Below are 24539 nucleotides of genomic sequence, written 5' to 3'. Positions count from 1 at the left end.
CTCTCCCTATTCTAGGACGAGATGCTCGTCCCTTCTCGCAAGCGCAACTCGCGCCCCCCTCAATCGGGCGACTGTGGATGAACCAGACGCGTTGGCAGTACAATGTCGGGCTGCGACTTCGCCGGAGAATGCAGGAACAAGGACTGGCCCGTGACCATTTGGAAACGCTCTCTCTTTTCGCTCTTCGGTTTGCTCGGTATGACTTCGACACTCGTCGGAGAACCGCCGAAGCAACCCGATCAGTCGCGGCCGCCGAACGTCATCGTCATCATGGCGGACGATCTCGGCTACGGCGATGTCTCCTGCTACGGGGCGACGGAACTCGAGACGCCCAACATCGATCGGCTCGCCAAGGAAGGTATCCGCTTCACCGACGGCTACTGCTCCGCCTCGACTTGCACGCCAACCCGGTTCTCGTTCTTGACGGGCAAGTACGCTTTTCGGCAACCGGGAACGGGAATCGCCCCTCCCAACGCCGCGGCGCTGATCCAACCGGGAACGCCGACGGTCGCCTCGATGTTCCAGCAAGCCGGCTACAAGACCGCCGTTATCGGCAAGTGGCACCTCGGGCTGGGAAAACCGCCCAAGCCCGACTGGAACGGCCAGCTCAAGCCCGGCCCGAACGAGATCGGTTTCGACTACTGCTACTTGCTGCCGACCACGAACGATCGCGTCCCATCGGTTTATGTCGAAAACCACCGCGTCGTGAATCTGGACCCCAAGGACCCGCTCTGGGTTGGCAACAAGAAGCCGAGTCCCGATCACCCGACCGGCGTCACAATCCGCGATCAGCTCAAAATGGACTGGAGCCGCGGCCACAATCACACCGTCCACAACGGCATCGGCCGAATCGGCTATTTCACGGGGGGGCACGCGGCCCGCTGGCGCGACGAGGACCTTGCCGACGAATGGGTCAAGCAATCGGTCCGCTGGATCGAGGAGCACAAGGACGAACCCTTCTTCCTCTTCTTCGCCTCCCACGACTTGCACGTCCCACGCATGCCTCACGAACGGTTCCAGGGCAAGACCTCCCTCGGCTACCGGGGCGACGCGATCGCCCAGCTCGACTGGTGCGTCGGGGAACTCCTCGCGACGCTCGACCGCTTGGGCCTCGCCGAAAACACCCTCGTCGTCTTCTGTAGCGACAACGGGCCGGTTCTCGATGATGGCTACAAGGACGGCGCGGTCGAAAAGCTCGGCGCACACCAACCCGCCGGCCCCTACCGCGGCGGGAAATACACGATCTTCGAAGGGGGTACCCGAACGCCCTTCATCACTCGCTGGCCGGGAACCATCAAGCCGGGCACGTCGGACGAGGTGGTCTGCACGATCGATCTTCCGTCAAGCCTCGCGTCGCTCGTCGGCGTCGAGCCTTCCAGTGACGCTTTTCCCGACAGCTTCGACGTGATAGGAGCGATGCTCGGGAAAGAGGGAGCCGAAGGGCGCGACCACCTCATTCAGCAAGGCAATGGTCGCACCGGCATGGCCCTGCGCGAGGGTGACTGGAAGCTCCTTCGAGGCCGGGTCGGCAAAGGAAAGAAGGCGACCACCGAGACGTTCCTCTTCAACCTCGAAAGGGACCCTAGTGAGCAACACAACGTCATCGACGAGCATCCCGAGATCGCCAAACGGCTCGATGCCCGGCTTCAGGAGCTTATCGATCGTGGTCGTAGCCGGACGTGACCGGCGCCGAGTAGGAAGTTCGTCGGAAGAGTTCGCATCCCCAACCCGGAGGAAGGAATGATTGGGACATCAAGCGGCATGGCTGCGCTGAGTCTGCTACTGGTTGTCGGAAACGCGCCGACGGAGAATTGGCCCCAGTTTCGCGGACCGTCCAGTGACGGCGTCGTCGTCGGAGAGAAGGTTCCCGTCGACTGGGACGCCGAGAAGAACGTCCTCTGGAAGTTCGACGTGCCGGGCGAAGGATGGTCCTGCCCCGTGATTTGGGGCGACAAAGTCTTCATCACGGCGGCGATTCCCGAAAGCAAGCCGACTGAGCAAGCAGCGGCACCACGCGAACGACGCGAGAGAGCCGAAGGCAAGGGTCGCCGTCCCGAAGGCGACGCGAAAGGGCGTCGAGGTCCTCCGGACGGAAAAGGGGGCGAACGTGCCAAAGGAAGAGGCGGACGAGGCCGCTCGCGTCGAGGAGGCGGCTACGGCGGTCCCGACCTGACCCAGACCAAGTATCGCTGGGAGATTTATTGCCTCGATGCCAACACCGGCAAACTCCTTTGGAAGGAAGTCGCCCGCGAAGGCAAACCCCCGCTGCCACGCCACCAGACCAACACCTACGCGACCGAGACACCCGTCACCGACGGCGAGCGGGTGATCGCCTACTTCGGCATGACGGGGCTCTACGCCTACGACGTCGACGGCAAACCGCTGTGGAAAAAGGATCTCGGAAACTACCAAATGCGCGCGGGCTGGGGGACGGCGAGTTCGCCCGTTCTCCACGACGGCAACGTCTTTCTTCAAATCGACAACGAGGAGCAATCCTTCCTCATCGCCCTCGACGCGAAGACCGGCGAAGAGATTTGGCGCGTCTCGCGTGACGAGCCGTCGCAGTACAGCAGCCCGATCATCTGGGAGAACAGCAAGGGAACCGAACTGGTGACCGGCGGACAGTTCTGCCGCTCCTACGATCCCGCCACGGGTAAACTCCTCTGGCAGCTCGACATGCAAAAAGGACGTAGCTCCGCGACGCCCCTCGCTCACGGCGATCGGCTCTACGTCGGCACCGAGCATCGCAACCGGGGTGGATCCGACGATGGGGGCGGCTTCCTCTTCGCCGTCAATGCCGGCGCCAAGGGCGACATCACCCCTTCCGGTGGCGCGACCAATAGCAAGGACATCGCATGGGTGTGTGATCGTTCGGGAATCCAGATGGCCTCGCCGGTCATTTGCGACGGCCGTATCTACCTCTTCGAACGCCGCAGCGGTCTGGTCAGTTGCATCGACGAGAAGACGGGAGAGGTCCTGTTCCGCAAACGGGTTCCCAAGGCGGCGGCCTTTTGGTCTTCGCCCTGGACCCACGACGGCAAAGTCTTCGCCCTCGACGATTCGGGGACGACCCACGTCATCGAGCCGGGTGACGATCTCACGATTGTCGACACCAATCCGATCGACGAGCAGTTCTGGTCGACACCAGCCTTCGCCGGCGGCAAGCTCTATCTCCGCGGCGCCAACTTCCTGTACTGCATCGGGAATGAAGGCGGCAAGTAGGAGGTCCGTCTGGCCAACCTTCGTGGTTGCTCAAGACCCACCCGCTTACCAGGCCTCTCTCCCACTCGGGAGAGGGGCCTGGGGGTGAGGGAAATTTTCTTTCGCCTGGGCGTACGAAGCACGCAAGAACAAGATGGTTCGCCGCAGGCCCACCCTACTCTTGGCCAGCCCAGGTTGCTCCGTTGCCAACCCTTTCAACGTCACCACGGAAGGGGGCGCCGCCCCCGGAGAATTAGAAAAGTAGATCGGCAATGCATCAGCTGCGGAGCAGCGCAGGTTAGGTGAACGAAGGATTTGGATCGAGCCCCGAAGGTCGCGACGGTTACCTTCGAATGACCTGCGCCCCTACGGGGCTTCGTGAATCGACTTGCTTCCTTACCAGGGGTTGCCACCCCTGGCTATTAAACTCCGCCGCTTCGCGGCTCAAGAGGGATGCAGAACGAAGGATTTGGATCGAGCCCCGAAGGTCGCGACGGTTACCGTCGAATGACCTGCGCCCCTACGGGGGTTCGTGAATCGACTTGCTTCCTTACCAGGGGTTACCACCCCTGGCTATTAAACTCCGCCGCTTCGCGGCTCAAGAGGGATGCAGAACGAATGATTTGGATCGAGCCCCGAAGGTCGCGACGGTTACCGTCGAATGACCTTTGCCCCTACGGGGGTTCGTGAATCGACTTGCTTCCTTACCAGGGGTTACCACCCCTGGCTATTAAACTCCGCCGCTTCGCGGCTCAAGAGGGATGCAGAACGAATGATTTGGATCGAGCCCCGAAGGTCGCGACGGTTACCGTCGAATGACCTGCGCCCCTACGGGGCTTCGTGAATCGACTTGCTTCCTTACCAGGGGTTGCCACCCCTGGCTATTAAACTCCGCCGCTTCGCGGCTCAAGAGGGATGCAGAACGAATGATTTGGATCGAGCCCCGAAGGTCGCGACGGTTACCGTCGAATGACCTGCGCCCCTACGGGGCTTCGTGAATCGACTTGCTTCCTTACCAGGGGGTTACCACCCCTGGCTATTAAACTCCGCCGCTTCGCGGCCTAGGGGATCGGACACAGTCGATAGGAATGAGGGGGCAACAGATACCACAACCTGCGTCCCCTTAGGATCTTGCCTGCGAACACTCCTTGCCCAATCAGTTCGCAAACGACTCTCCCAATGCGTCATGGGCCGCAGGCCCACTCGACGGCGGATGGGATGCGATCTACCAAACGTCGATTTGCAATTCGAGGCTGACGCCGGTCACCTCCGCGACGCGACTGCGAACCAAGTCGATGAGTCGAAGCACATCCCGACTACTGCAAGGATCGTGGGCGACAATGAAGCGCGGATCGCGTTCGGACAACTCGGCGCCCCCCACACGCGTGCCGCGAAGCGAGACCCGATCGATCAACTCGACCGCGCTTTGACCACGTGGGTCGCGGAAAATGTACCCCGCCGCTTGGAATCCGAAGGGCTGGGTCGCCTTTTTCGAGATCCAAAGCTTCTTGATGCGGCGAACGATCTGATCCTGGTTGTCCTCGATCAGTTCGAACGTGGCGTCGAGGATCAGGGCATCGTCGAGATCGCTCTGCCCGTAGCTGAAACTGATGTCGGCACGACCGCGAACGACGACGTCGCCCCCATCGTGCATGACAGTGACTTCCTTGACGTACTGCCCGACGTCCCCGCCCCGATCGCCGGCGTTCTTGCGAAGCGCGCCGCCGACGGTTCCGGGAATCCCGACGAGCACTTCGAGACCCGACGCCGACGCCCGTGAGGCTTCGGCGATGAGGTCCGAGAGCAACGCTCCCGCCCCGGCCCTGATGGTCGTCCCGGTCGCGCTGATCTCGCGAAAGGCCGGCTCGGTCAACGCGATGACGACGCCGCGAACGCCCTCGTCGGGAACGAGCAAGTTCGATCCCCCGCCCATGATGGCGAAGGGAATGCCCTCGGAGCGGCACGTTTGAACAAGTTTGGCCAGTTCCTCGATCTGGCGAGGTCGGGCCAAGTACTCGGCCGGTCCACCGATCCCGAGGCTCGTATGCTTCGCGAGTGCCTGTTCCTCCGTGACAATCTCCGCGAAGTCCGCAAGAGCATTCATCCCAACCTCACCGCTTCTGTTACTGGGAACCGATCCCGTCCGTTGACGTCCTCGCGACCGGCTCCTCCCGGTCCGCACTTCCGTCGCGTGTTCCGAAAGATTAGGAGTCTGGCCCCCATGGCGGCAACGCGAACGCGAGTGTTATACCAATCCGCCCCTCGCTGGCGGCACGCGGACCGAGCGTTCTGGCGCGCATTCTCGATTCGACCGAGAGCGGAACTGGCCGGTTCTCGCGGGGTCAATCGGCACGGGACGAAGCCCGATTCGCAAGGACGACGCAACCCCCTGGGGCTCGATACTTTACTGTCGCTATGTTCACCGGTAGACTCTCATAGTGGGCCGAAGGCGCGTCGATGAGCGATTTGTTTTACGTTTGGAACAATTGATGGCGGTATTGCTCCAGCGAGGGGCTTGTCGTCGCTCGGTGGTCCGACGAAGGATCCATACGCGAGGAGATCGAGGATGCCGCAAGCCGTAGTCGACCCGGAAGAGGTTCGACGATTCGCGAAGCGACTAAAGCAGTTCAGCGAAATGACCCGGGGAGAGATCGGACGACTCCATTCCCAAGTCCAATCGCTGGGAGCCTCCTGGCGCGACCAGGAACACCAGAAGTTCATGGACGAGTTCGAGCGGACCGTCAGCGACGTCAACCGCTTCCTGGACGCGGCCGACGAACACGTTCCGTTTCTGCTTCGCAAAGCCCAACGCGCCGACGACTATCTCCAGCAACGGTAACGAGCCCCATGAGCCAAGGCGTCAACGTTCGCTCCTTCGAATCCCTGAAGGTCTTCCGCTCCGCGTTTGTCACCTTCGGGGAGGATGCCGGGTCCGCGCTCGAGGAAGCGCGGATGGAACTCAACCGCTTTCTCGACTGGATTCTCGAGGACCAGCCTCGCTACTGGCGAGGGCAAGTGCGCCAGCGGCAAGAGAAGCTCGCTCAAGCGAAAGCCGATCTCGCCCGAAAGAAAACCACGGCCCCCGAGGGAGCCGCCCGCGAGCAGCAGACCGCGGTCCGCAAAGCCAAGCAGCGCGTCGAGGAGGCCGAGGAAATGATCGTCGTCGTCCAGAAATGGGGACGACGAGTCCAAGACGCCGTCCGTGAATATGATTCCCATGCCCGTCGGATGGAACAGGTGCTCGAACGGGACCAACCGGAGGCCGAGCAACGGCTCGGGCGGATGCTCGAGGCCCTGGAGGCCTACTTGGCGATTCAAGCCCCCGACGTGCGTTCCTCCTCGGGGGCCGGCTCTCTATCGAGCGTGCGTCAGGATGTGACCGAGTCGGAGGAGCCCCGTCCTCCGGCTCCTTCCGCCAACGAGGATGAACCGACCAAGGAGTCCGAATGAATCTCAGTGGTGGAGCGGGCAAGCTGCGTGACGCGTTCGAGACCCTGCGGACGCGTTGGGAAGACGTCAGTGAGACCTGGGACGACCCGGCGAGTCGTTCGTTCGGCGAGGATGTCATCGAACCCTACGCCCAGCACGTGACCGGCACGCTCAACGCGATGCGTCGACTTGCCGAAGTATTGGATAAAGCACAACAGCAGATCCGCCAAGATTCCTTCTGACGAGTGGAACACCCTGGGATCTTGCCAACGGACCGAAAGTCGCCAGCGATGAATGGGCTCCCGATCGACCAGCAACTCGAGAACCTCCTCAAGCAGATCGAACGTCTCGTCGGGCGTCGGTCGCTCGCCGAAGACCGTATTCCGCGCGAAGCCGAGGCCGAACGCGAACAGGCCAACGCCGAACGGCAAAAGGCGCGCGAGACGATCGCCTTCTACGTCCAACACGAGAAGGACAAGCTCGCCGAGAAGCAGCAACAGGAACGGACCAAGTTCGAGACCGAGCACGCCGCCGAGCGCCGCCGGGTCCAGCAGGAGGGCCAGCGGCTCGCCGCCCAAGAGGAAGAGGCCTTCGCCGAGGAGATGAACCAGGCGACCGAGGAGCATCAAAACACGCTCTGGACCGCCGAGACCCTCTACGAAGCCTCCAAACGCGACCGCAAGCAAGAGTACAAGGAGATCGAGCGTTCGGTCATCGCCGGCGGCGAACGGCTCCACGAACTGCGCGGCCTCGTCCACAAGCAGCTCAAGACCTGGAATCAAGAGGTCCCCGAAGCCGAGGAAGAAAACGGGAAAGAAGTCACCGTCGACCCCACCGAGCCGCTCGGCCTTTTCCGCGAGCAACTCGGCGCGACCGAGGAATCCTACGAGAGCCTGGCGAAGCTCTTCTGGCCGCGCCTGCTCCAGGGCAAACGCCCCGTCTGGCTCGTCGTCGGCATCCTCCTGATCTCGTTGCTATTCGGCGTGTTACTTGGGAAAGCGATCTGGGATGAACTCATTATCGGTACCAGCATTGGCATCGGTACCGGCATCGTCGCGTCGCTGATCTTCCTCTTCTGGGTCAAGCGCCGCTCGCAACGCGAGATCGACGAGATCATGGGCCCGCTGCTGGTCTCCTTCAACGAAGCCAAGACCGCCCGGAAGAAGGGACACGACATCGTCGTCGAGGCCTACCGTTCCGACCTCGCGAAGTTCAAGCTCAAGTACGAGACGGAAATCTCCCAGGCGCAGCGCGCCTTTGACGAGTACCGCGAGAAACGCCTCAAGGAACACGAGGAGTCGATCCACGAGACGACCAGCGGGTATCCCAAGCGTCTTGAGGCCCTCCAGGCCAAGTACACCGAGGCGCTCGCGGCGCTCGAGAAGAGACACAAGGCCCAGGTCGAGCGCATCGACAAGGCGGGCGAGGAGAAGTTCCAGCTCGCCGACGAGAAGTACGACGAGAAGACCGCGTCGAGTCGCGCCCTCGAGAAACAGCGCTGGGAATTGATCACCCGCGAGTGGAACAACGGGCTCGAACGGTTCCTCGCCAGCGTCAAGGAGATCAAGGAAGCCAACGACAGCCGCTTCCAATCGTGGGCGAAGCTGCTCGAGGAAGGCGTTCCTCTCCCGTCGGAGCCGACGCCGATCGTCCGCTTCGGCGACATGAAGTTCTCCTTCTCGAAGATGAAGGGGGGCATCCCCAAGGACGAGCGTTTCGACAAGCCGGAGCCGAAAAAATTCCAACTGCCGGCGCTCGCGCCCTTCCCCGAATGCGGCGCCCTCATCATCAAGGCGCAAGACGAAGCCCGTCGCGGCGCCGAGTCGACCCTGCAAGCGGTCATGCACCGGGTGCTCACCTCGATGCCACCCGGCAAGGTTCGACTGACGATCATCGACCCGGTCGGCCTTGGGCAGCACTTCGCCGCCTTCATGCATCTGGCCGACTATGACGAGTTGCTCGTCACCAACCGCATCTGGACCGAATCGCGGCATATCGACGAACGTCTCACCGACCTGACCGCCCACATGGAGACGGTGATCCAGAAGTACCTTCGCAACGAGTTCGCCTCGATCGGGGAGTACAACGAGGAGGCGGGCGAGGTCGCCGAGGCCTTCCGCCTGTTGGTGATCGCGAACTTTCCGGCCAACTTCTCCGACGCGGCCGCCCGCCGACTTGTCAGCATCGTCTCCAGCGGCGCTCGGTGCGGAGTCGTTCCCCTCATCAGCGTCGATACCAAGCAGCCGCTGCCGCGCGAGTTTCAACTCTCGGATCTCGAAGAGCATGCGGAAGTGCTCGAGTGGGATGGACAAGCGTTTCGCTGGAAACGCGGCGAATTGGAGCACTACCCACTCACGGTGGAGGAGCCCCCGAGTCCCGAGTTGGCGACGCAGCTCATGCAGCGGATCGGCGAACGCTCCCGCGAGGCCAGCCGCGTTGAAGTTCCCTTCGACTTCATCACCCCCGCCGAGGAGGATTGGTGGAACGGCGACTGCTCTCGCGAGCTGAGCGTCGCGATCGGTCGTTCGGGAGCGACCAAGCGACGCCACCTACAGCTCGGCCACGGCACCTCGCAACACGTGCTACTCGCCGGAAAGACTGGTTCGGGTAAGTCGACAGTGCTTCACATTCTCGTCGTCAACCTCGCCCTCACCTACTCTCCCGACGAAGTTCAGCTCTACCTAATCGACTTCAAGAAGGGTGTCGAGTTTAAGACCTACGCCACGCACCGGCTCCCGCACGCGCGGGTGATCGCGGTCGAGAGTGAACGCGAGTTCGGTCTCAGCGTGATGCAGCGACTCGATGCGGAAATGAAGGCCCGCGGTGACCTCTTCCGCGAGATGGGCGTCAACGACCTGGGCGACTTTCGGGAAAAGGCCGCTCAGGAGAACCACGACCGCGCCCCCCTTCCCCGCATTCTGCTCGTTGTCGACGAGTTCCAGGAGTTCTTCGTCGGGGATGACGCGATCGCGCAGGACGCGGCCTTGCTCCTCGATCGTCTCGTCCGGCAAGGCCGAGCGTTTGGTATTCACGTCTTGCTCGGATCGCAGACGTTGGGTGGAGCGTACACCCTGGCGCGAAGCACCATCGGGCAGATGGCGGTCCGCATCGCCCTTCAGTGCAGCGAGGCCGACGCCCATCTGATCCTCGGCGAGGACAACAGCGCCGCCAAGCTTCTCACCCGTCCGGGCGAAGCGATCTACAACGACGCCAGCGGCGCTCTCGAGGGCAATCATCCCTTCCAAGTCGCGTGGCTGGATGACTGGAAGCGCGATCACTACCTGGCGCTGGTGAGCGAGAAATCGGCGAGCACGGAACATCACGACTTTGGACCGCCGATCATCTTCGAGGGCAATCGCGCCCCCGATCTCCGGGAGTGCCAGCCGCTCGGGCGTGCCCTCGCGAGTGGGACGTGGGTGGAGCAAGTTCCCGCCGCCAAGGCCTGGATCGGCGAAGCGGTCGCGATCAAGGATCCGACCGAGATCGTCTTTCGCTCCCAGGGAGGAAGTCACGTCCTGATCGTTGGGCAGAACGAACAGGGAGCGACCGGCGAAGTCGCGGCGAGCGTCCTCTCGCTGGCCTCCCAACTCGCTCCGATCTCGGCGGCCGAGGGCGTGCTCAGCGAGCGGTTCCTCCTTCTCGACGGGACGCCGGCCGACGCTCCAACCGCGGGCGTGCTCAAGGGGATCTTCGAGCGACTCCCCCAAGACACGACCGTCGCCAGCCCCCGCACGAGCAAGAAAGTAATCGAGAATCTCTGGGCGGAACTGCAACGACGCCAGGAGTGCGGCGAAGAGGAGTTCGCCTCGATCTACCTCTTCGTCCACGACTTGCAGCGTTTCCGGGAGCTACGCCGCGACGAGGATGACTTCGGCTATTCGCGTGGCGACGAACCGCCAACACCCGACAAGCAATTCGCCGGGATGCTCAAGGACGGGGCGGTTTTCGGGATCCATGTCGTCTGCTGGTGTGATTCGGTCAACAACTTGAACCGAACGCTCGAACGAGCGTCGCTGCGCGAGTTCGAGTCGCGCATTCTCTTCCAGATGAGCGCCAACGATTCGAGCACGCTGATCGACACGCCCGCGGCCGGCCGCCTGGGCCGACATCGCGCCCTCTACGTCAACGAGGAACAAGGGATCTTCGAAAAGTTCAGGCCCTACGGCATCCCCAGCGACGAGATGATCGAGGACGTCATCGGCCGACTCGCCGAGCGTCCCGCCCCCATCCAAGAGCCGACGATCGGCGAGGGCGCGTAGGCTCCTACGAGCGGTTCGCGACTCGACCAATATTGGCAATGCGTTCCATGCCCACACTTTGCATGGGGATGCGGGCAGGATCACGCAGAGCCTGGGCATGACATCAAGCGGACCTTCCGCTTGTTCCACCTTTGCGGCCGTCCAGCGAAGGACACCGTCGGGAGACTAGGTGAGTGGCCAGTTGCTCGACTTGCCCTCTTGTTCGATGTCGGTCAGCACTTGAAGCGAGACATCGAACTCTCGAGCGACCCCTTTGAGGTACTTCTGCTCCAACTGCCGCTGAATATCGACAAACTTCGGGTCGGTCACGCCGACGGCATCCTCCGCCTCGTCGATCGAGCGTTTTGACGCGGCCAGGGCCGATCGGTAGATCGTCTTGCGACGCTCGACATCGAGACCGTTGGCGGACGATTTGATCGGGGAGCGCGGCACGACGCGACCGGGTTGCTTGAGGTCGACAGCCGCCTGTTCGTGAGAACGCTTGGGCTTGGAGTTCCCTCCAGTAGCCACCAGAAGCAGCACCACGATCACCGCGGCCGCGGCACCTCCCGCGACCATCAGAAACTGCATGGACACGAGTTAAGCCTCCCTCGTACGATGCGACGACACCCTCCGACAGAACAAAGGATAGCTTTCAATTACACTGGATGACCGGCCCCGACCATCAAGATCGCGTGAAATGGTTCGATCCGACCACCCAGACCGCCCCTTTGGGCTGGCCTCGCCCGCCGGAATCAGCTAAAGGGCCACTGGCGAGGTTTGCGAATACGGAACAAAACGGACTGCGGTGATGTCGAAGAAACTAAAAGAGGCGGCTCTGATGCATGCCGCCGAGTCAATTGGGCCTCTCGTCCTGCGATCGTGGATTGGGAGTCTACGCACGAAGGTCGTCTCCGAGAGTCCTAAACCGCACTTTCTTCGGACTGATTTTGAAGGTTCGTACCTTTACGCCGTCTGGCACGAGGTCCTTCTCCTTCCCGCCCTGCTTGCCAGCATCCGCCATCCTTACGTGGTGATTAGCAATAGTCGTGACGGATCCTACATCACCCGCATTGCCGAGGGACTTGGCTGGAACGTCTTGCGGGGTTCCTCGAGCCGTGGCGCCTTCAGCGTGGTTCGCCAGATCCTCGAAGCCCACAAGCAGGGAGACATCGTCAACCTCGCCTTCACCATCGACGGTCCACGAGGTCCGCGCCGAGAAGCCAAGGGCGGGCTCGCGTATGTTTCGGCTCAGACCCGCTTGCCGATCATCGCGGTCGGTAGTGCTCACGATCGGCCCTGGCGAGCGAAGAGTTGGGATCGCTTTGTCCTGCCGCGTCCCTTTTCGAAAGCCGCGATGTACCTTTCCGAACCGATCGCCCCTCCACGCAGCACCAGCGAATCCGACGTCGAGGCGACGCGTTTGGTTCTCCAGAGTGAGATGACCCGCGTTACCGCCGCCGCCGAGTCCATCGTCGCGGGGGAACAAGCAGCCAAGTTCGTCCGTAAGGCCGCGTAGCCCGTCGCAAGTCATCAGGTTCGTCCAGGGTTCCGCGTGGCGCCCCCCGGCAAGCCGGAAATGGGTGCCAACACGGCGTGGCGATCGCGGCAAGCCCGATTTGTCCAGGGTTCTGCATGGCGACCCCCAGCAAGCCGGAAATGGGTGCCAACAACACTGCATGGCGACCCCGGCAAGCCGGATTCGTCCAGGGTTCCGCGTGGCGACCCCCGGTTGATTCAACCGGGGCCGACGAAGTCGGCTGGAAGTCTCGGGCAAAGCCCTCTTCTGGCAGCGATCATCCGGGCCCGGCGTTCAAACTCCAAACACGACTTCTTGCGGCTCCGCCGCCCCGGTAGCACAGCAACCGGGGCTAGCCGGAATTGGGTGCCAACACGGCGTGGCGACCGCGGCAAGCCGGATTCGTCCAGGGTTCCGCGTGGCGCCCCCCGGTTGATTCAACCGGGGCCGACGAAGTCGGCTGGAAGTCTCGGGCAAGACCCTCTTCTGGCAGCGATCATCCGGGCCCGGCGTTCAAACTCCAAACACGACTTCTTGCGGCTCCGCCGCCCCGGTAGCACAGCAACCGGGGCTAGCCGGAATTGGGTGCCAACACGGCGTGGCGACCGCGGCAAGCCGGAAATGGGTGCCAACAAGGCGTGGCGACCGCGGCTAGCCGGATTCGTCCAGGGTTCTGCATGGCGACCCCCGGTTGATTCAACCGGGGCCGACGAAGTCGGCTGGAAGTCTCGGGCAAGGCCCTCTTCTGGCAGCGATCATCCGGGCCCGGCGTTCAAACTCCAAACGCGACTTCTTGCGGCTCCGCCGCCCCGGTAGCACAGCAACCGGGGCTAGCCGGAAATGGGTGCCAACACGGCGTGGCGACCCCGGCAAGCCGGATTCGTCCAGGGTTCTGCATGGCGACCCCCGGTTGATTCAACCGGGGCCGACGAAGTCGGCTGGAAGTCTCGGGCAAGACCCTCTTCTGGCAGCGATCATCCGGGCCCGGCGTTCAAACTCCAAACACGACTTCTTGCGGCTCCGCCGCCCCGGTAGCACAGCAACCGGGGCTAGCCGGAATTGGGTGCCAACACGGCGTGGCGACCGCGGCAAGCCGGATTCGTCCAGGGTTCCGCGTGGCGACCCCGGCAAGCCGGAAATGGGTGCCAACACGGCGTGGCGACCCCCGGCAAGCCCGATTCGTCCAGGGTTCCGCGTGGCGACCCCCGGTTGATTCAACCGGGGCCGACGAAGTCGGCTGGAAGTCTCGGGCAAAGCCCTCTTCTGGCAGCGATCATCCGGGCCCGGCGTTCAAACTCCAAACACGACTTCTTGCGGCTCCGCCGCCCCGGTAGCACAGCAACCGGGGCTAGCCGGAAATGGGTGCCAACAACACTGCGTGGCGACCCCGGCAAGCCGGAATTGGGTGCCAACACGGCGTGGCGACCGCGGCAAGCCGGATTCGTCCAGGGTTCTGCGTGGCGACCCCGGCAAGCCGGAAGTGGGTGCCAACGCAAGATTAGCCTCTTGCCGCCGCTTGGACGGAGGAGGCGAGTCCGGAGAGTTGCGAGAGGGCGTTCTGTTGAGACGTGAGCGTGGCGATCGCCCGTTCCATCGCGACGAATTCGAGTAGGAGTCGCTCTTGGCGAATCTCGAGCCGTTCGCCGATCTCCTCGATCGCCTTGTTCTGGCGTTCGATCGTCCGGGTGATGTTGTCGACCCGGTTGCTGATCAGGCCGTCGGTGTCGTTGAGGCCGTCGACGAGGGACTCGAACTGATCCGACACGCCGGTCCCCGACGCGCCGAAGAAGTCCTGCACCCCCTCCGGGTCACTGTTCAAGACCGAGCGGAACTTCAGCCGATCGAATTGGAGCTGGCCGCTGCGGTCGAGCGTGATGCCGACATCGCCGAGCGTCCGGACGTCGGATCCCGTGTTGGTGAAGAGCTGATTGGCGAAGTTGACCAACCGCCGCTCCGACGAGCGGATCGAGGACTCGGAGAAGAGCAATCCCGATTCGTTGGAGGTCGTGTCGAAGCTCGCGTTGTCGTCGATGAAGGTGCGTAGCTCGTTGTAGTTGTCGACAAACCCCTGGACCGCCTCGAGAATCGAGTCGGTGTTCTGGTTGATCGAGACCGTCACCGGCGACGTGGAGACCTGATTGAGCGTGATGTCGAGGCCCGGAATCAGGTCGCTGAAGGTGTTGCTCGAACTGGTGATCTGCGACTGCGAGCTGTTGGCGTTGCCCCCGCCCAGCAGGACGATCGCGTCCTGACCGCGCGAGACGTTGGTGAAATCGAGCGAGGTCGCCCCCGGGTCGATCAGCAGTCGGCCGGCAAGACCGCTCTGCCGGCTGGTGAGCGAGAAGCGGAAGGGATTGATCGCCGAGCCGTCGTCGATGATCGTGCTGAAGACCGGCGCTCCCGCCTCGCGGAGTTTGTCCTGAAGGTCCTCAAGCGAGTCGCCGGCGCTGACGTCGATCTTGTATTCGAAACTACCATCGATCGAGCCTTCCAGCGGCTCGCCGGTCGCGATGGGTGAGCCGGTCAACCGCAAGTCCTGCGCGGTCCGGCCACCGTCGAGATCGGTGACGCTGATCGAGCCGGTTCCCACTTCATTGACCAACAGGATCCCGTCGCCGGTGTCGTTGATACGCGCGGTGATGGCGAGGCTGGTCGCGTTGATCTCCTCGATGACGTCCTGAATCGTGTCGTCGTCCGACTGGCGCAAGTCGATCGTCGCGGCTTGGCCGTTGGCGTCGGAGAGGACGAAGCGGCCTTTGCGTACTCCCTCGCCGGCGTTGAGCGTATCGAGTCGCGTCGTTTCGCTGATATGTTGAAGCTCGGCGTCGGCACTGATCGAGCCGCTGGAGGAGATGCTGGCGAGCCCCACCGTGTCGAGCAGATTGCCGCCGTTCTCGTCGGAGAGTTCGAGATAGCCGCCTCCCGAACGTTCGACGACGAAGCCGTTGCCGACGTCGTTGGCGCGAATTGACACCCCGAGGGCCGCACCGTCGGCCGCGGTGTTGAAGGAGTCGATGAATTCCTGCGTCGTCTCGGTCGCGCCAAGATCGAGAACCGTCGTCGGCCCGCCGGAAGTCAGCGTGACGCCGACCTGGAAGGTCGAACCGGCTCCCGTGGTCAACTGGGTATCGGTGCCGCCTTGGTAGCCTCCGCCGAGGCTGGTCAGAAGCGGTGACCCAAGACCGCCCAAAACGTTGCGACCGTTGACGACGGCCGGATCGCTGTTGTCGACGCCGAAGCCTGACAGTCCAAGCTCGAACGCCGCCAAGCTGCCGTTTTGGGCGGTGATTGAAAACGCGGGGGCGGCCGCGGTGGAATTCAGCACGATTCCGTTGTCGGAGAGGGACGCGGTGATCGTCGTTCCTTGATCGTTGATCGCGTCGACGACATCGCCGATGGTCTCGAGACCGAGCAAGTCGACCGAGACGACGTTCTCGCCATCGTCGATCGTGAAGTCGGCACCCGCCGCGGAGGTGATGCCGTTGCCGTCGTTGAGGAAGCGAAGGTTGGTGTCCTCACTCAAGACGAAGACGTCGGAACCGGTCAGCGTGTTGCCGACGGCGGCTCCATCGAGGCCGAGGTCGGCGGCGACGGATCCGGAACCGACGTCCGAAACGCTGAGCTGGGTCGTCGTCAGACCGGTGTTGTCGGTCAGCACGAAGGCTCCGCCCTCGGTGCTGGCGGTGACGTTGATGTTTTGGGCCGCGTTGATGCGGTTGAGGATGTCCTCGCTGGTAACCGATCCGGAAAGGTCGATGACTTCGGACGCACCCGATCGATCGGTGACGCGCACGCTGCCCAACCCGACGCCGTTGCCCCCGTTGAGTAAGTTTAGGTCGGTCGGCGCATCGATGAATCCGCCGAGCGAGATCGAGAGGGTCGTATCGGCGTTGGCGATCGACGCTTCGGGAGAGCTAACGCCCGTCGAGAGAAACTGGTCGGTGGTGACCAACTGCACCGGCGAGAACGAGAACGCGCCGATCGGAGCGTTCTTCCCGGCCGAAGCGGTGATCGCGGGGCTCGAGGTGGTCGTGTTTCGTTCCCCGAAGACGCCACCGATGCCGAGTTGGGCGACGGAAAGACGCGAGCTGACGAGGTTGAGCGAGAAGTTCTGTAGCAGGCCGACGACTTCGGTGTTGGCGTCGACATCTTGTTGGATCAGTTGGGCCGGACGAGCCTCAAGCTCGATGAGCTGCTCGACCAGCGTGCCGATATCGATGCCGCTGAAGGGACCAATACTACTCTGGATGGTGCCCACGTCCACATACTCCGGGCCAAGGTCTTGCCACGAGAATCGGATGAGCTCGCAATCCTCCTCCCCTCCGCCGACGCGCGGAGGGACGGCGAGCGCCGATTCTGCATCACTGAAGTATGGGACTCGAACCGGGGAGTGTCAAACGGCGATCTAGCCAACATCACCATTCGTAAATCATTTCTTAACAAAGCGTTACGCGGCATTCCTGCCGAATGGCCCCGCTGACCCAACGGAAGAAGACCCCAGCTCCACTGACAGGGCTGCTTCGCTTGGACCAGGAAACCAACGCTTGATCACCGCCATCGTCCCGAGGAGAAGGAGAAAGGTGCCGGCGATCCCCGCCCCGCGCAAGTCGCCCGAGGGCCCGACTTCAAAGATCGCGAGCACCGCGGACAGGACACTCGCGAGTCCCACGCGCCACTTCCACGACGTCGACGGATCGAAGATGATCCGCGCGATCAAGAAAGCGCCGAGCAGCGTCACGACCGCATGATGTGGCTGAAAGAGCGGGCTGATCATCAGCGGGAACATCGTCAAGGCCGCCGCGTCCATCGCCAGACGCCACGACTTCGGCAACTCGCTCCCCGTCGCCCTCGGCAGGAGAAGGAACGCGGTGACCAGCCCCATCCAAGCGAACTGAATCAGCCGCGTCAGAATCGCCACCGTTTGGGGTGCCAGTTGATCACCGAGAAGATGGTAGAGCAGAAACTGTGGAGAAATGACGTAAACGTTGAGTTCTAGGACGTTGGTCCCCTGCCCGAGTCCGCGAACGGTCGCGAGCCAGCTCATCGTCATGTTCCAGGCGTCCGACCAACCGAGATAGGCAACCGGAAAGAGGACGAAGAAGACCGCGATGCCCGCGAGTGTCGCGAAGAGGGCCTTCCACTGTCGTTGCCACCAAAAGTAAGGGATGAAGAAGACACTGTAGAGTTTGAGAGCGGCGCTGAGCGCGATCAGCAGACCGCAAGTCCAGCCACGCTCGTGTTTAAGGGCCAGGAGAGCTCCGAGCACCAGCGCGAGGTACATGCCGTTGCAGTTCACCGCGCGCAAGTCCCACTCGACAACGTACTTGACGCTGACGACCGCCACGAGCGCGATCAGCCAGCGATAGGGATGGCGCGAGACGTCGAGCAGTCTCATCAGCAGCAGCAAGTTAATGGGCACCGCCGCCGTGACCATGATCAGCCAGACAAGCGAGCTGGCCGATCCGAAGACCTGTTCGAACAACCACGATCCGATCACGTTCGGCAGCGGGTAGGAAAAGGCTCGCAGCGGCTCGCCCTCGGGCCAGTAGCTGGCGTCGCCGAGCACCCGTTTGATCTGATGGGTGTGAAGGTTGCGATCGCCGAAGTTCTCCGGCACAAAGCCTTTGGTCACTTGATGATGAAACGCGACAAAGAGCGTGGCGCCGAGTATCGAGAGTATCGCGACCCCGTTGACGAAACCTGGATGGGTCATCCAACTAGACAGGCGATCTCGAAGAGAGAAGCTATGATTCATCGGCGTCGATCTGCTCACGAAGGGCCCCGTCGTTAGGAACGTGGCGGGAAATACGGGCTGTCGAGGAGCCTGTCAAGCCACGTCCCCCTCGCTCTTGACGCGGTTTCCCAGCCAACGTATCGTCCCGCGAACGCTCTTAGCCGCGGCCACTCTTCCCTGTGGTCGAGGTACGAATCAGCGTCACACTTTCGGTGGGCCGACCGTTCCCCAACTAGTGCACCGTGAGCGGGAGTTCTCTTCGTGCAGACGACCCTAGACGACAGTTGGAACGAGCGACGACTCCGGCGATCGGACGTCGCGGTTCTAGTGCTGACCTCGGCGCTTCTCTTCGGGTACTCGCTCTTTGGAGGGCGCCCGTTGACGATGCACGAAGGCGTGCTGCCCCAGAGCGCTCGCGAGATGTGGCAGGAAGGCGAGTGGATCATCCCGCTTAGCGGGGGACGTCCCTGGCTCGAACGGCCGCCGCTGCCCCAGTGGATCACCATCGGGGTAACCTCGTTGGTCGGGACGTGGGATGTCTGGTCGGTACGCATCGCGCCAGTGCTGATGGGGATGGCCGTCGTTGTCATGATGGCTCATCTCGCGGCCGGCTGCTTCGGGCGATCGGTGGGGCTCCTGTCGGGGCTACTGCTCGCCACCAGTTTCGAATTCACCAACTACGCCTGGCTCGCCGAAGAGGACATCTTCCTCTGCGCGGTGGTGACGGGCGCGGTAAGCCTCTTCGCCTACATCGAATTCTTCCAAGCGCGCGGCGAGGTCGAGTCGGACCTGCGCTTCTTCGGCTCTCGCCCCTGGAGCGTTTGGGGGCTCTTCGCCCTTGTCGGCATGACAAACCTCGCCAAGGGTCTCGTCTTTGGCATGGTGATGGCGTTGTTGCCGATCGTCGGCTTCCTACTGCTCAGCGGTGATCTAGGCCGGATCCGTCGCTACCTCTGGTGCTGGGGCGGCTTACTCACGATCGCGATCTCGGTGGCGTGGCCGATTGCGGCTTGGTTTCGTCATCCGGATGTCCTCGATCTGTGGACGTTCGACCTCTTCGGCCGACTCAGTGGCAACTACACGGCGATCAACGAGCCATGGTGGTACTACCTCGAAGCGCTGCCCGTGGCGCTTCTCCCCTGGCCTCTCTTCGCCCTGCTCGGGCTTGGAGTGCTCAGCGGCAAGGGCCTTCGCGAGCGGTTCTCCCCGGAGCGTTTCTTCGTCCTCTGGGCGATCTTGCCGATCTTCGTCTTCTCGCTCGCTTCCGGTAAGCATCACCACTACCTCGTGCAATGCTTGGCTCCATGGTCGGTCCTTGGGGCGATCGGGCTCAAGCGTGTGGGAGAGTGGATCTTCGAGGCTCCCCAGTGGGTCCGCAGCCCCGTGGCGGCGCTGTTGGCTCTGGGGCTTCCCGCGGCGATCGCCATCGGCATCTGGGGGGAACACTTGGCCGGACCGAGTTGGCTGCCGACGGCGCTGCTGGTCGGTTTTCCGGTCCTCGCCCTCTGCCTGGGATGGAGCCTGCGGACGCGCGATGGCGTCTTGGCGATGACGACCATTCTCACCGGAGTCATCGCAAGCTACATGTGGGTCTACACCTGCGAACTTCCTCCGCGCGATCAGTGCCAAGATGACACGGCTTTCCTGCAACAGGTCAACGATGTCGTCCCCGAGGGAACTCCGGTGCTCGTCAACGCGGACCTCAACTCCATGGACGCTTTTCGGATTCACTTCTACCTGAATCACCAGGCCCGCTGTTTGCACAACCTGAGCTTCCTCTTGGATGAGCGTCTGGAGGGGGACGACTTCTATCTCATCACCCGGCGCCGCGACGCGAAGAAGCTGACCCGTATCGCGACGATCGAAACGATCGAAGAGAGCTGTCGCTCCCGGCGCGAATCGTGCCCCAGCGATCGGTTGACGCTCTTTCGGATTCACCTCGATCGCAGCCTGCCTCGACTGCCCGGCCCGACGCGCGTCTCGCCCATGCAGGCGATGGGTCGCGAGAAAGGCCCCGTTCTCCCCAACCCGTTCTAGTGCACCGGTCCATTTAACTCTTGGGGCGCCACTGGCTGCTTGTCAGCCAGTGCCTAGGGGTTAGCAGTCCGTTGATCTTTCGCTACCGGCTACGAATGGCCATGTCACAGGCATCTAGCGCATGTCCACGGAGAGTGGGCATGGCACCCGAAATTCTCCTGGGCAATGAATTGGCCAATCAGGACGCTCGGGATAGGCTACCCGTCGCTGCTTTCAGGCCTCAGATCGAATCTATTCGTGAGCATGACACCCGGCGTCTTGGTGCTAGGCTCCGTCTCAAAAGTCGGCTCTGGCTTCGGCTGGCTACGTTGGCGCGAGACTTTGTCGGTCTGCATCGACGAATCCAACGGATTCGCCTGTTTCGACCTCCTCGTCCCCCACCAACTCGCTGTGCCTCGCGCCGACGATCAACTCTTGAGACGAAGCTTGGCCTATCTCGTTATGTCACTGGCCGACAACGGCCTCTAAACGTCATCCAGGCCCAAGCATCAACGAGTGTCTGGGTGTCCCAAGACCCGAACGTGCCCCATCGCGTCTCGGGCATTTAGGCCTTCCACGGAAACGCGCGATCCTTGGCCACAGAGACAGCCGGGGCGATCGCGGCAAATTCGCACTTGAGCCAATCATGAAGATTCCCACCTCAACCACCGCCGCTAGGTGGAATTAATGGAACAACCGTCACAACTTGCCGATGGAGCAAATGGCAGATGATTGATGTCGACCCGATGTGGTCGTCGGCGGTAGTGGCTAGGAGAGCCCAATGGTCGGTCGTACGTTTCCCGTGCTCGCGTTGTTCCTGTCTCTGATCGTGCCAACGTCAGCCATCTCCAGCGACGATTCCACGGCGGAGCCGACAAGTGCGGCCGAAGTGGAAGTGATCAAGGAGCGCATCGAGTCGCTCGAGGAAGTGATCGCGGAGCTGAAGAAGGAACTCGGCGACGACGAGCCATCCAAGAAGGATGAGCCCGAGCGACTCTCCGACGAGTTCATGGAGAAGATCGAAAAGCGCATCGACGAGTTCGAAAAGAAGATCCCTCCCAAGCCCGACACGTTCAACAAGGCCAACATCAAGCTCCAGGGTCGCGTTCACATCGACTTTGTGAACTTCCCGACCGCCACCAGCGGCATCGGATCGTTCGAGAACCCATCGACCGGCGACCAACCGCAGAGCCGGTTTCTCTTTCGACGCCTGCGCCTCGGGGCGAAGGGAAACATCTTCCAGAACCTGAAATTCAAGACGATCATCGAGTTCGCCGACCCAAGTTCGATCGCGATGAAGGACGCCTACCTCGAGATGAACCACCTCCCCATCGTCGAGGATGTGTTGGTCGGCAACTTCAAGCGTCCGCTCGGCATGGAAGCGATCAACAGTAGTAACAACAACGTCTTCATGGAACGCTCGCTGCCGATTCAGGCCTTCAACGAGGACGAACGTCGCTTCGGGTTGATCTCCTACATCGAAACGGACGACGAACGGGCGACGATGGCCCACGGCTTCTTCACGACCAAGAACATCGCCAACGACGGAAACTACACCGGCAGCTTCGGCAACCTCTCGTTCAACAACCGCTACACGTACTTGCCGTGGTGGGACGAATCGTCCGACGGTCGCGGGTTTCTCCATCTCGGTATCGCGAACATGGTGGCCAGCAACGATCCCGACTTTGGCTCGAGTGACCCCAACAACCAGGCTCGCTTCTCGAGTCGCCCCGAACTCCGCTCGGTCAGTCGCTGGGTCGACACCGGCCGCATCGCGGACACGACGCTGTGGGACACGATGGGTCTTGAGATGATGCTCAATGCCGGGTCGCTGTCGGTCGTGAGCGAGTTCCTCCCGACGTGGGTCGTTCGTCCCGGACAAGAGAACCTCTTCTTCCCCGGTTGGTACACGATGGTCGCGTACATCCTCACTGGAGAGACCCGCGAGTATCAACGGTTCAAGGGGGCGATTGGCGGCATCTCGCCGCATGAACCCTTCTTCCTCGCGAAGACGTGCGACGGCCCGAAGATGGGGATTGGAGCCTGGGAAGCAGCCGTTCGCTACTCGTACGTCGATCTCTCCGACGCCGACATTGAAGGGGGCGTTCAGTCGGACGTGACCGCCGCGCTGAACTGGTACCTCAATTCGTGGTCGCGGGTGCAGATGAACTACGTGATCGGCGACATCAAGCAGCATGCCCCGGTCAACGGTTTCACGTCAGGCTCGTTCACCGGCTTCGGCGTCCGCTTCATGGCCTACTATTGATGGATCCTCGCGGGCCTCGCAGCGGCGAAGCCACCGCGCGAAGTCACTGATGGTCAGCCCCTGAAAGACGATCGAGAAGACGACCACGCAGTAGGTGACCGAGATGACCCGATCGCGATGAAGCCAATCGGGCAGCGAAAGGGCCAACGCCACGGAGACCCCACCACGCAGGCCCGCCCACGTCATGAAAAACACGGTCCTCAACCGAAACGCTCGCCGAACCCCGTGGAACATCCGAGAAACGAGAATCCCCAAGAAGCGGGCGACGAGGACCACGGGAATCACCGCGATCCCCTGAAGCAAGTCGCTGAAGAGGAACTTGATCGCGATCATCTCCAGACCAAGAAGCACGAACAGCAGCATGTTCAGCACATGGTCGATCAGCTTCCAGAAGGTGGCCGTGGGCGAGAGACGGCCATGCTCGTCGACATGATTGAAAGCTCGGCGTCGACCGACCAAGAGGCCGGCGATGACGATCGCCAGCGGGGCGGAGACTTCCAACACGCTCGCCAGCGCGTAGCCCCCCATCACCAATGCCAGCGTGATGAGGATCTTCAATTCGTCCTCTTCGGATCGGTCGAGCATGCGGGTCGCGATCGAGCCGATCAGGAGTCCGAAGAGGACTCCGCCCACCATCTCCCGACCGACAATGCCCACAACACTCGACGCGGTCAGTTCCGACGTTCCACCGGCCATCCCGAGCAGGATCAGGAAGGTGGCGACGCTGATACCGTCGTTGAAGAGCGACTCGCCCGCGACCCGTAATTCGATCTTCTTGGGAACGCACGCGTTTCGCATGATGCCGAGGACCGCGATTGGATCGGTAGGGGAAATCAGCGCGCCGAAGAGAAGACAGTAGATCAGATCGACATCCGCGCCGGTCGACGAGAAGAGCCACCACGTCAGGTAGCCCACGCCGAAGGTCGAGACGAGCGTGCCGATGACCGCCATCGCCGCGACCGGCCACTTCTCCGACGCCAATTCGTCGACATCAATCGCGACCGCCCCCGCGAAGAGCAACAGCCCCAGCATGAAGTTCAAGACGAGCGTCTGAAAGTCGATCGTGCCGAGCACCTTGTCGGCGACGTCGATGTCGACGAACGGCGTCCCCTCGGTCATCATCCCGTACTGGTGCCACAGAATATGGACCAGCGAGAGAGCCAGGGCGAAGACCATCACCCCGATCGAGGATGGGAGCTTGAGAAATCGCTGGTTCACGTAACTCGCGAAAGCGGTCACCGTCACCACGATGCCCAGAACATTGAACCATTCCATGGAAGGGTCTCGCGTCACCACGGAGAGTCGGTCGCGACTCGAACGCGACGTTCGTGAGGGAGGTATGAGGCGCTCGGCGACCGAGTCAAGACTTGGCCCAACGATCCACCCTCGAATCGACACCGGATCGTCGGCGCTTTGCCTCATCCGATGACGAGAATCGTTGCCGGATCGCGAGTCCTCGGCATGGCAGTTGCTCTCAACGGGGAGCACTCGCAAGAGCGTTCATCGACTCGGTGTCTTGTCTTCACCGATCGTTCAAGGATTGCCCAAAACTTACCGAGGGAGCACCCATGGCTGGTTCTCAGTACTCGACCCATCCCGCTTGCGACGAGAACGGCGCCCCGAAAGGGCGTCTGGCCACGATCCTCGATACGGCGATGGATCCCTACCTGCACCGCGTTTGCTCGCTGCGCGACGCGTTGGAGCTTCTCGGCGAGTGCCAGCGTCCCACGGGCAAGGATGGCGATTCTCCAGGGGAATCGGCTTCGGAACTCGCGGAAGAAGCCCTCCTCCTGCTCCAAGAGATCGACCACGGTCTGGTCCACATGCTCGACTGGTTCACGCGGAATCCCAATGACGGTCGGCGCATCGTGGCGATGCTTCAGCAGATTCAGTTCGGCGTCTCTCCCGACGCTCCCTCCGAACGAGCGACCTCGTCCCGACGTGGGTCGCAACCACTGGCGAGCGGTTTCGAAACGCGCGAGTCCCAACAACCCGTCCTCGTATCAAATTGAGAATCATTGCCGCCACTGTCTCAGGGCGAGAATCGTACCAAGGACATTTCTCGCCACGCTGTTCGTGAATTTTGGGCGAGATGTCGACTGGGCTCTTTCCACGTCGTGGCCGAACGAACCATCG

The 24539-nt window shown here is 62.2% G+C and carries 15 protein-coding genes; 10 read left to right on the top strand and 5 right to left on the bottom strand.

Going from position 1 to position 24539, the window contains the following annotated elements:
* Positions 1 to 198 precede the first annotated feature (198 nt).
* A complete protein-coding gene (locus Pan216_RS11015; RefSeq protein ID WP_145263856.1) occupies positions 199 to 1683 on the top strand; it encodes a sulfatase family protein in 1485 nt (494 codons plus the stop codon).
* A gap of 78 nt (positions 1684 to 1761) precedes the next feature.
* Positions 1762 to 3222 carry an outer membrane protein assembly factor BamB family protein gene (locus Pan216_RS11010; protein WP_419193515.1) on the top strand — a complete coding sequence of 487 codons (1461 nt, stop codon included), beginning with the start codon at positions 1762 to 1764 and terminating at the stop codon, positions 3220 to 3222.
* Positions 3223 to 4426: 1204 nt separating this feature from the next.
* Here the strand turns inward: Pan216_RS11010 and murB are convergent.
* Complete coding sequence (murB, locus tag Pan216_RS11005; protein WP_145258044.1) at positions 4427 to 5305, bottom strand: UDP-N-acetylmuramate dehydrogenase; 879 nt, start codon at positions 5303 to 5305, stop codon at positions 4427 to 4429.
* Positions 5306 to 5767: 462 nt separating this feature from the next.
* Here murB and Pan216_RS11000 point away from each other — a divergent pair, with 462 nt between their 5' ends.
* The 4 genes from Pan216_RS11000 to Pan216_RS10985 are packed head-to-tail and all read left to right on the top strand — an operon-like array spanning position 5768 to position 10889.
* A complete protein-coding gene (locus Pan216_RS11000) occupies positions 5768 to 6040 on the top strand; it encodes a WXG100 family type VII secretion target (RefSeq protein ID WP_145258043.1) in 273 nt (90 codons plus the stop codon).
* Between the two features lie 8 nt (positions 6041 to 6048).
* Positions 6049 to 6651, top strand: a complete 603-nt coding sequence (locus tag Pan216_RS10995; RefSeq protein ID WP_145258042.1) for a hypothetical protein — start codon at positions 6049 to 6051, stop codon at positions 6649 to 6651.
* Positions 6648 to 6872 carry a hypothetical protein gene (locus tag Pan216_RS10990; protein WP_145258041.1) on the top strand — a complete coding sequence of 75 codons (225 nt, stop codon included), beginning with the start codon at positions 6648 to 6650 and terminating at the stop codon, positions 6870 to 6872. The genes Pan216_RS10995 and Pan216_RS10990 overlap by 4 nt, the downstream gene beginning before the upstream one ends.
* Before the next feature lie 48 nt (positions 6873 to 6920).
* Positions 6921 to 10889, top strand: a complete 3969-nt coding sequence (locus tag Pan216_RS10985) for an FtsK/SpoIIIE domain-containing protein (protein WP_145258040.1) — start codon at positions 6921 to 6923, stop codon at positions 10887 to 10889.
* Positions 10890 to 11054: 165 nt separating this feature from the next.
* On the opposite strand, the gene Pan216_RS10980 is transcribed toward Pan216_RS10985, so the two are convergent.
* Entirely contained in the window at positions 11055 to 11465 is a 411-nt protein-coding gene (locus Pan216_RS10980; RefSeq protein ID WP_145258039.1) for a hypothetical protein, read from the bottom strand.
* A 214-nt stretch (positions 11466 to 11679) separates the two neighbouring features.
* Between Pan216_RS10980 and Pan216_RS10975 the strand changes: the two genes are divergently transcribed.
* The gene (locus Pan216_RS10975; RefSeq protein WP_145258038.1) at positions 11680 to 12387 is read left to right on the top strand and encodes a lysophospholipid acyltransferase family protein; all 708 of its coding nucleotides are present in this window, start codon (positions 11680 to 11682) and stop codon (positions 12385 to 12387) included.
* A 1498-nt stretch (positions 12388 to 13885) separates the two neighbouring features.
* Here the strand turns inward: Pan216_RS10975 and fliD are convergent.
* Both fliD and Pan216_RS10965 read right to left on the bottom strand, forming a co-directional pair.
* Positions 13886 to 16645, bottom strand: a complete 2760-nt coding sequence (gene fliD / locus Pan216_RS10970; RefSeq protein WP_145258037.1) for a flagellar filament capping protein FliD — start codon at positions 16643 to 16645, stop codon at positions 13886 to 13888.
* Between the two features lie 189 nt (positions 16646 to 16834).
* On the bottom strand, positions 16835 to 18142 hold the full coding sequence (locus Pan216_RS10965; protein ID WP_145258036.1) for a glycosyltransferase family 87 protein: 1308 nt from the start codon (positions 18140 to 18142) through the stop codon (positions 16835 to 16837).
* Between the two features lie 240 nt (positions 18143 to 18382).
* Here Pan216_RS10965 and Pan216_RS10960 point away from each other — a divergent pair, with 240 nt between their 5' ends.
* Positions 18383 to 20158: an ArnT family glycosyltransferase gene (locus Pan216_RS10960; RefSeq protein WP_145258035.1), complete on the top strand. Its 1776-nt coding sequence runs from the start codon at positions 18383 to 18385 to the stop codon at positions 20156 to 20158.
* Positions 20159 to 20918: 760 nt separating this feature from the next.
* Positions 20919 to 22403, top strand: coding sequence for an OprO/OprP family phosphate-selective porin (locus Pan216_RS10955; protein ID WP_145258034.1), 1485 nt, complete (start codon positions 20919 to 20921; stop codon positions 22401 to 22403).
* On the opposite strand, the gene Pan216_RS10950 is transcribed toward Pan216_RS10955, so the two are convergent.
* Complete coding sequence (locus tag Pan216_RS10950) at positions 22356 to 23678, bottom strand: cation:proton antiporter (RefSeq protein ID WP_419193514.1); 1323 nt, start codon at positions 23676 to 23678, stop codon at positions 22356 to 22358. The two genes, Pan216_RS10955 and Pan216_RS10950, sit on opposite strands and share 48 nt — an antisense overlap.
* 293 nt (positions 23679 to 23971) lie before the next feature.
* Between Pan216_RS10950 and Pan216_RS10945 the strand changes: the two genes are divergently transcribed.
* Entirely contained in the window at positions 23972 to 24415 is a 444-nt protein-coding gene (locus tag Pan216_RS10945; protein ID WP_145258032.1) for a hypothetical protein, read from the top strand.
* The last annotated feature ends 124 nt before the right edge of the window (positions 24416 to 24539 follow it).

Source organism: Kolteria novifilia, assembly GCA_007748055.1.
Taxonomy (GTDB): domain Bacteria; phylum Planctomycetota; class Planctomycetia; order Kolteriales; family Kolteriaceae; genus Kolteria; species Kolteria novifilia.
This window is presented reverse-complemented; position numbering and strand designations above follow the sequence as displayed.

Excerpts from the sequence above, each read along its gene's own strand:
- Pan216_RS11015 (WP_145263856.1), top strand. The coding sequence starts at position 199 with ATGACTTCGACACTCGTCGGAGAACCGCCGAAGCAACCCGATCAGTCG.
- Pan216_RS11010 (WP_419193515.1), top strand. The coding sequence starts at position 1,762 with ATGGCTGCGCTGAGTCTGCTACTGGTTGTCGGAAACGCGCCGACGGAG.
- murB (WP_145258044.1), bottom strand. The coding sequence starts at position 5,305 with ATGAATGCTCTTGCGGACTTCGCGGAGATTGTCACGGAGGAACAGGCA.
- Pan216_RS11000 (WP_145258043.1), top strand. The coding sequence starts at position 5,768 with ATGCCGCAAGCCGTAGTCGACCCGGAAGAGGTTCGACGATTCGCGAAG.
- Pan216_RS10995 (WP_145258042.1), top strand. The coding sequence starts at position 6,049 with ATGAGCCAAGGCGTCAACGTTCGCTCCTTCGAATCCCTGAAGGTCTTC.
- Pan216_RS10990 (WP_145258041.1), top strand. The coding sequence starts at position 6,648 with ATGAATCTCAGTGGTGGAGCGGGCAAGCTGCGTGACGCGTTCGAGACC.
- Pan216_RS10985 (WP_145258040.1), top strand. The coding sequence starts at position 6,921 with ATGAATGGGCTCCCGATCGACCAGCAACTCGAGAACCTCCTCAAGCAG.
- Pan216_RS10975 (WP_145258038.1), top strand. The coding sequence starts at position 11,680 with ATGTCGAAGAAACTAAAAGAGGCGGCTCTGATGCATGCCGCCGAGTCA.
- Pan216_RS10965 (WP_145258036.1), bottom strand. The coding sequence starts at position 18,142 with ATGAATCATAGCTTCTCTCTTCGAGATCGCCTGTCTAGTTGGATGACC.
- Pan216_RS10955 (WP_145258034.1), top strand. The coding sequence starts at position 20,919 with ATGGTCGGTCGTACGTTTCCCGTGCTCGCGTTGTTCCTGTCTCTGATC.
- Pan216_RS10950 (WP_419193514.1), bottom strand. The coding sequence starts at position 23,678 with ATGGAATGGTTCAATGTTCTGGGCATCGTGGTGACGGTGACCGCTTTC.
- Pan216_RS10945 (WP_145258032.1), top strand. The coding sequence starts at position 23,972 with ATGGCTGGTTCTCAGTACTCGACCCATCCCGCTTGCGACGAGAACGGC.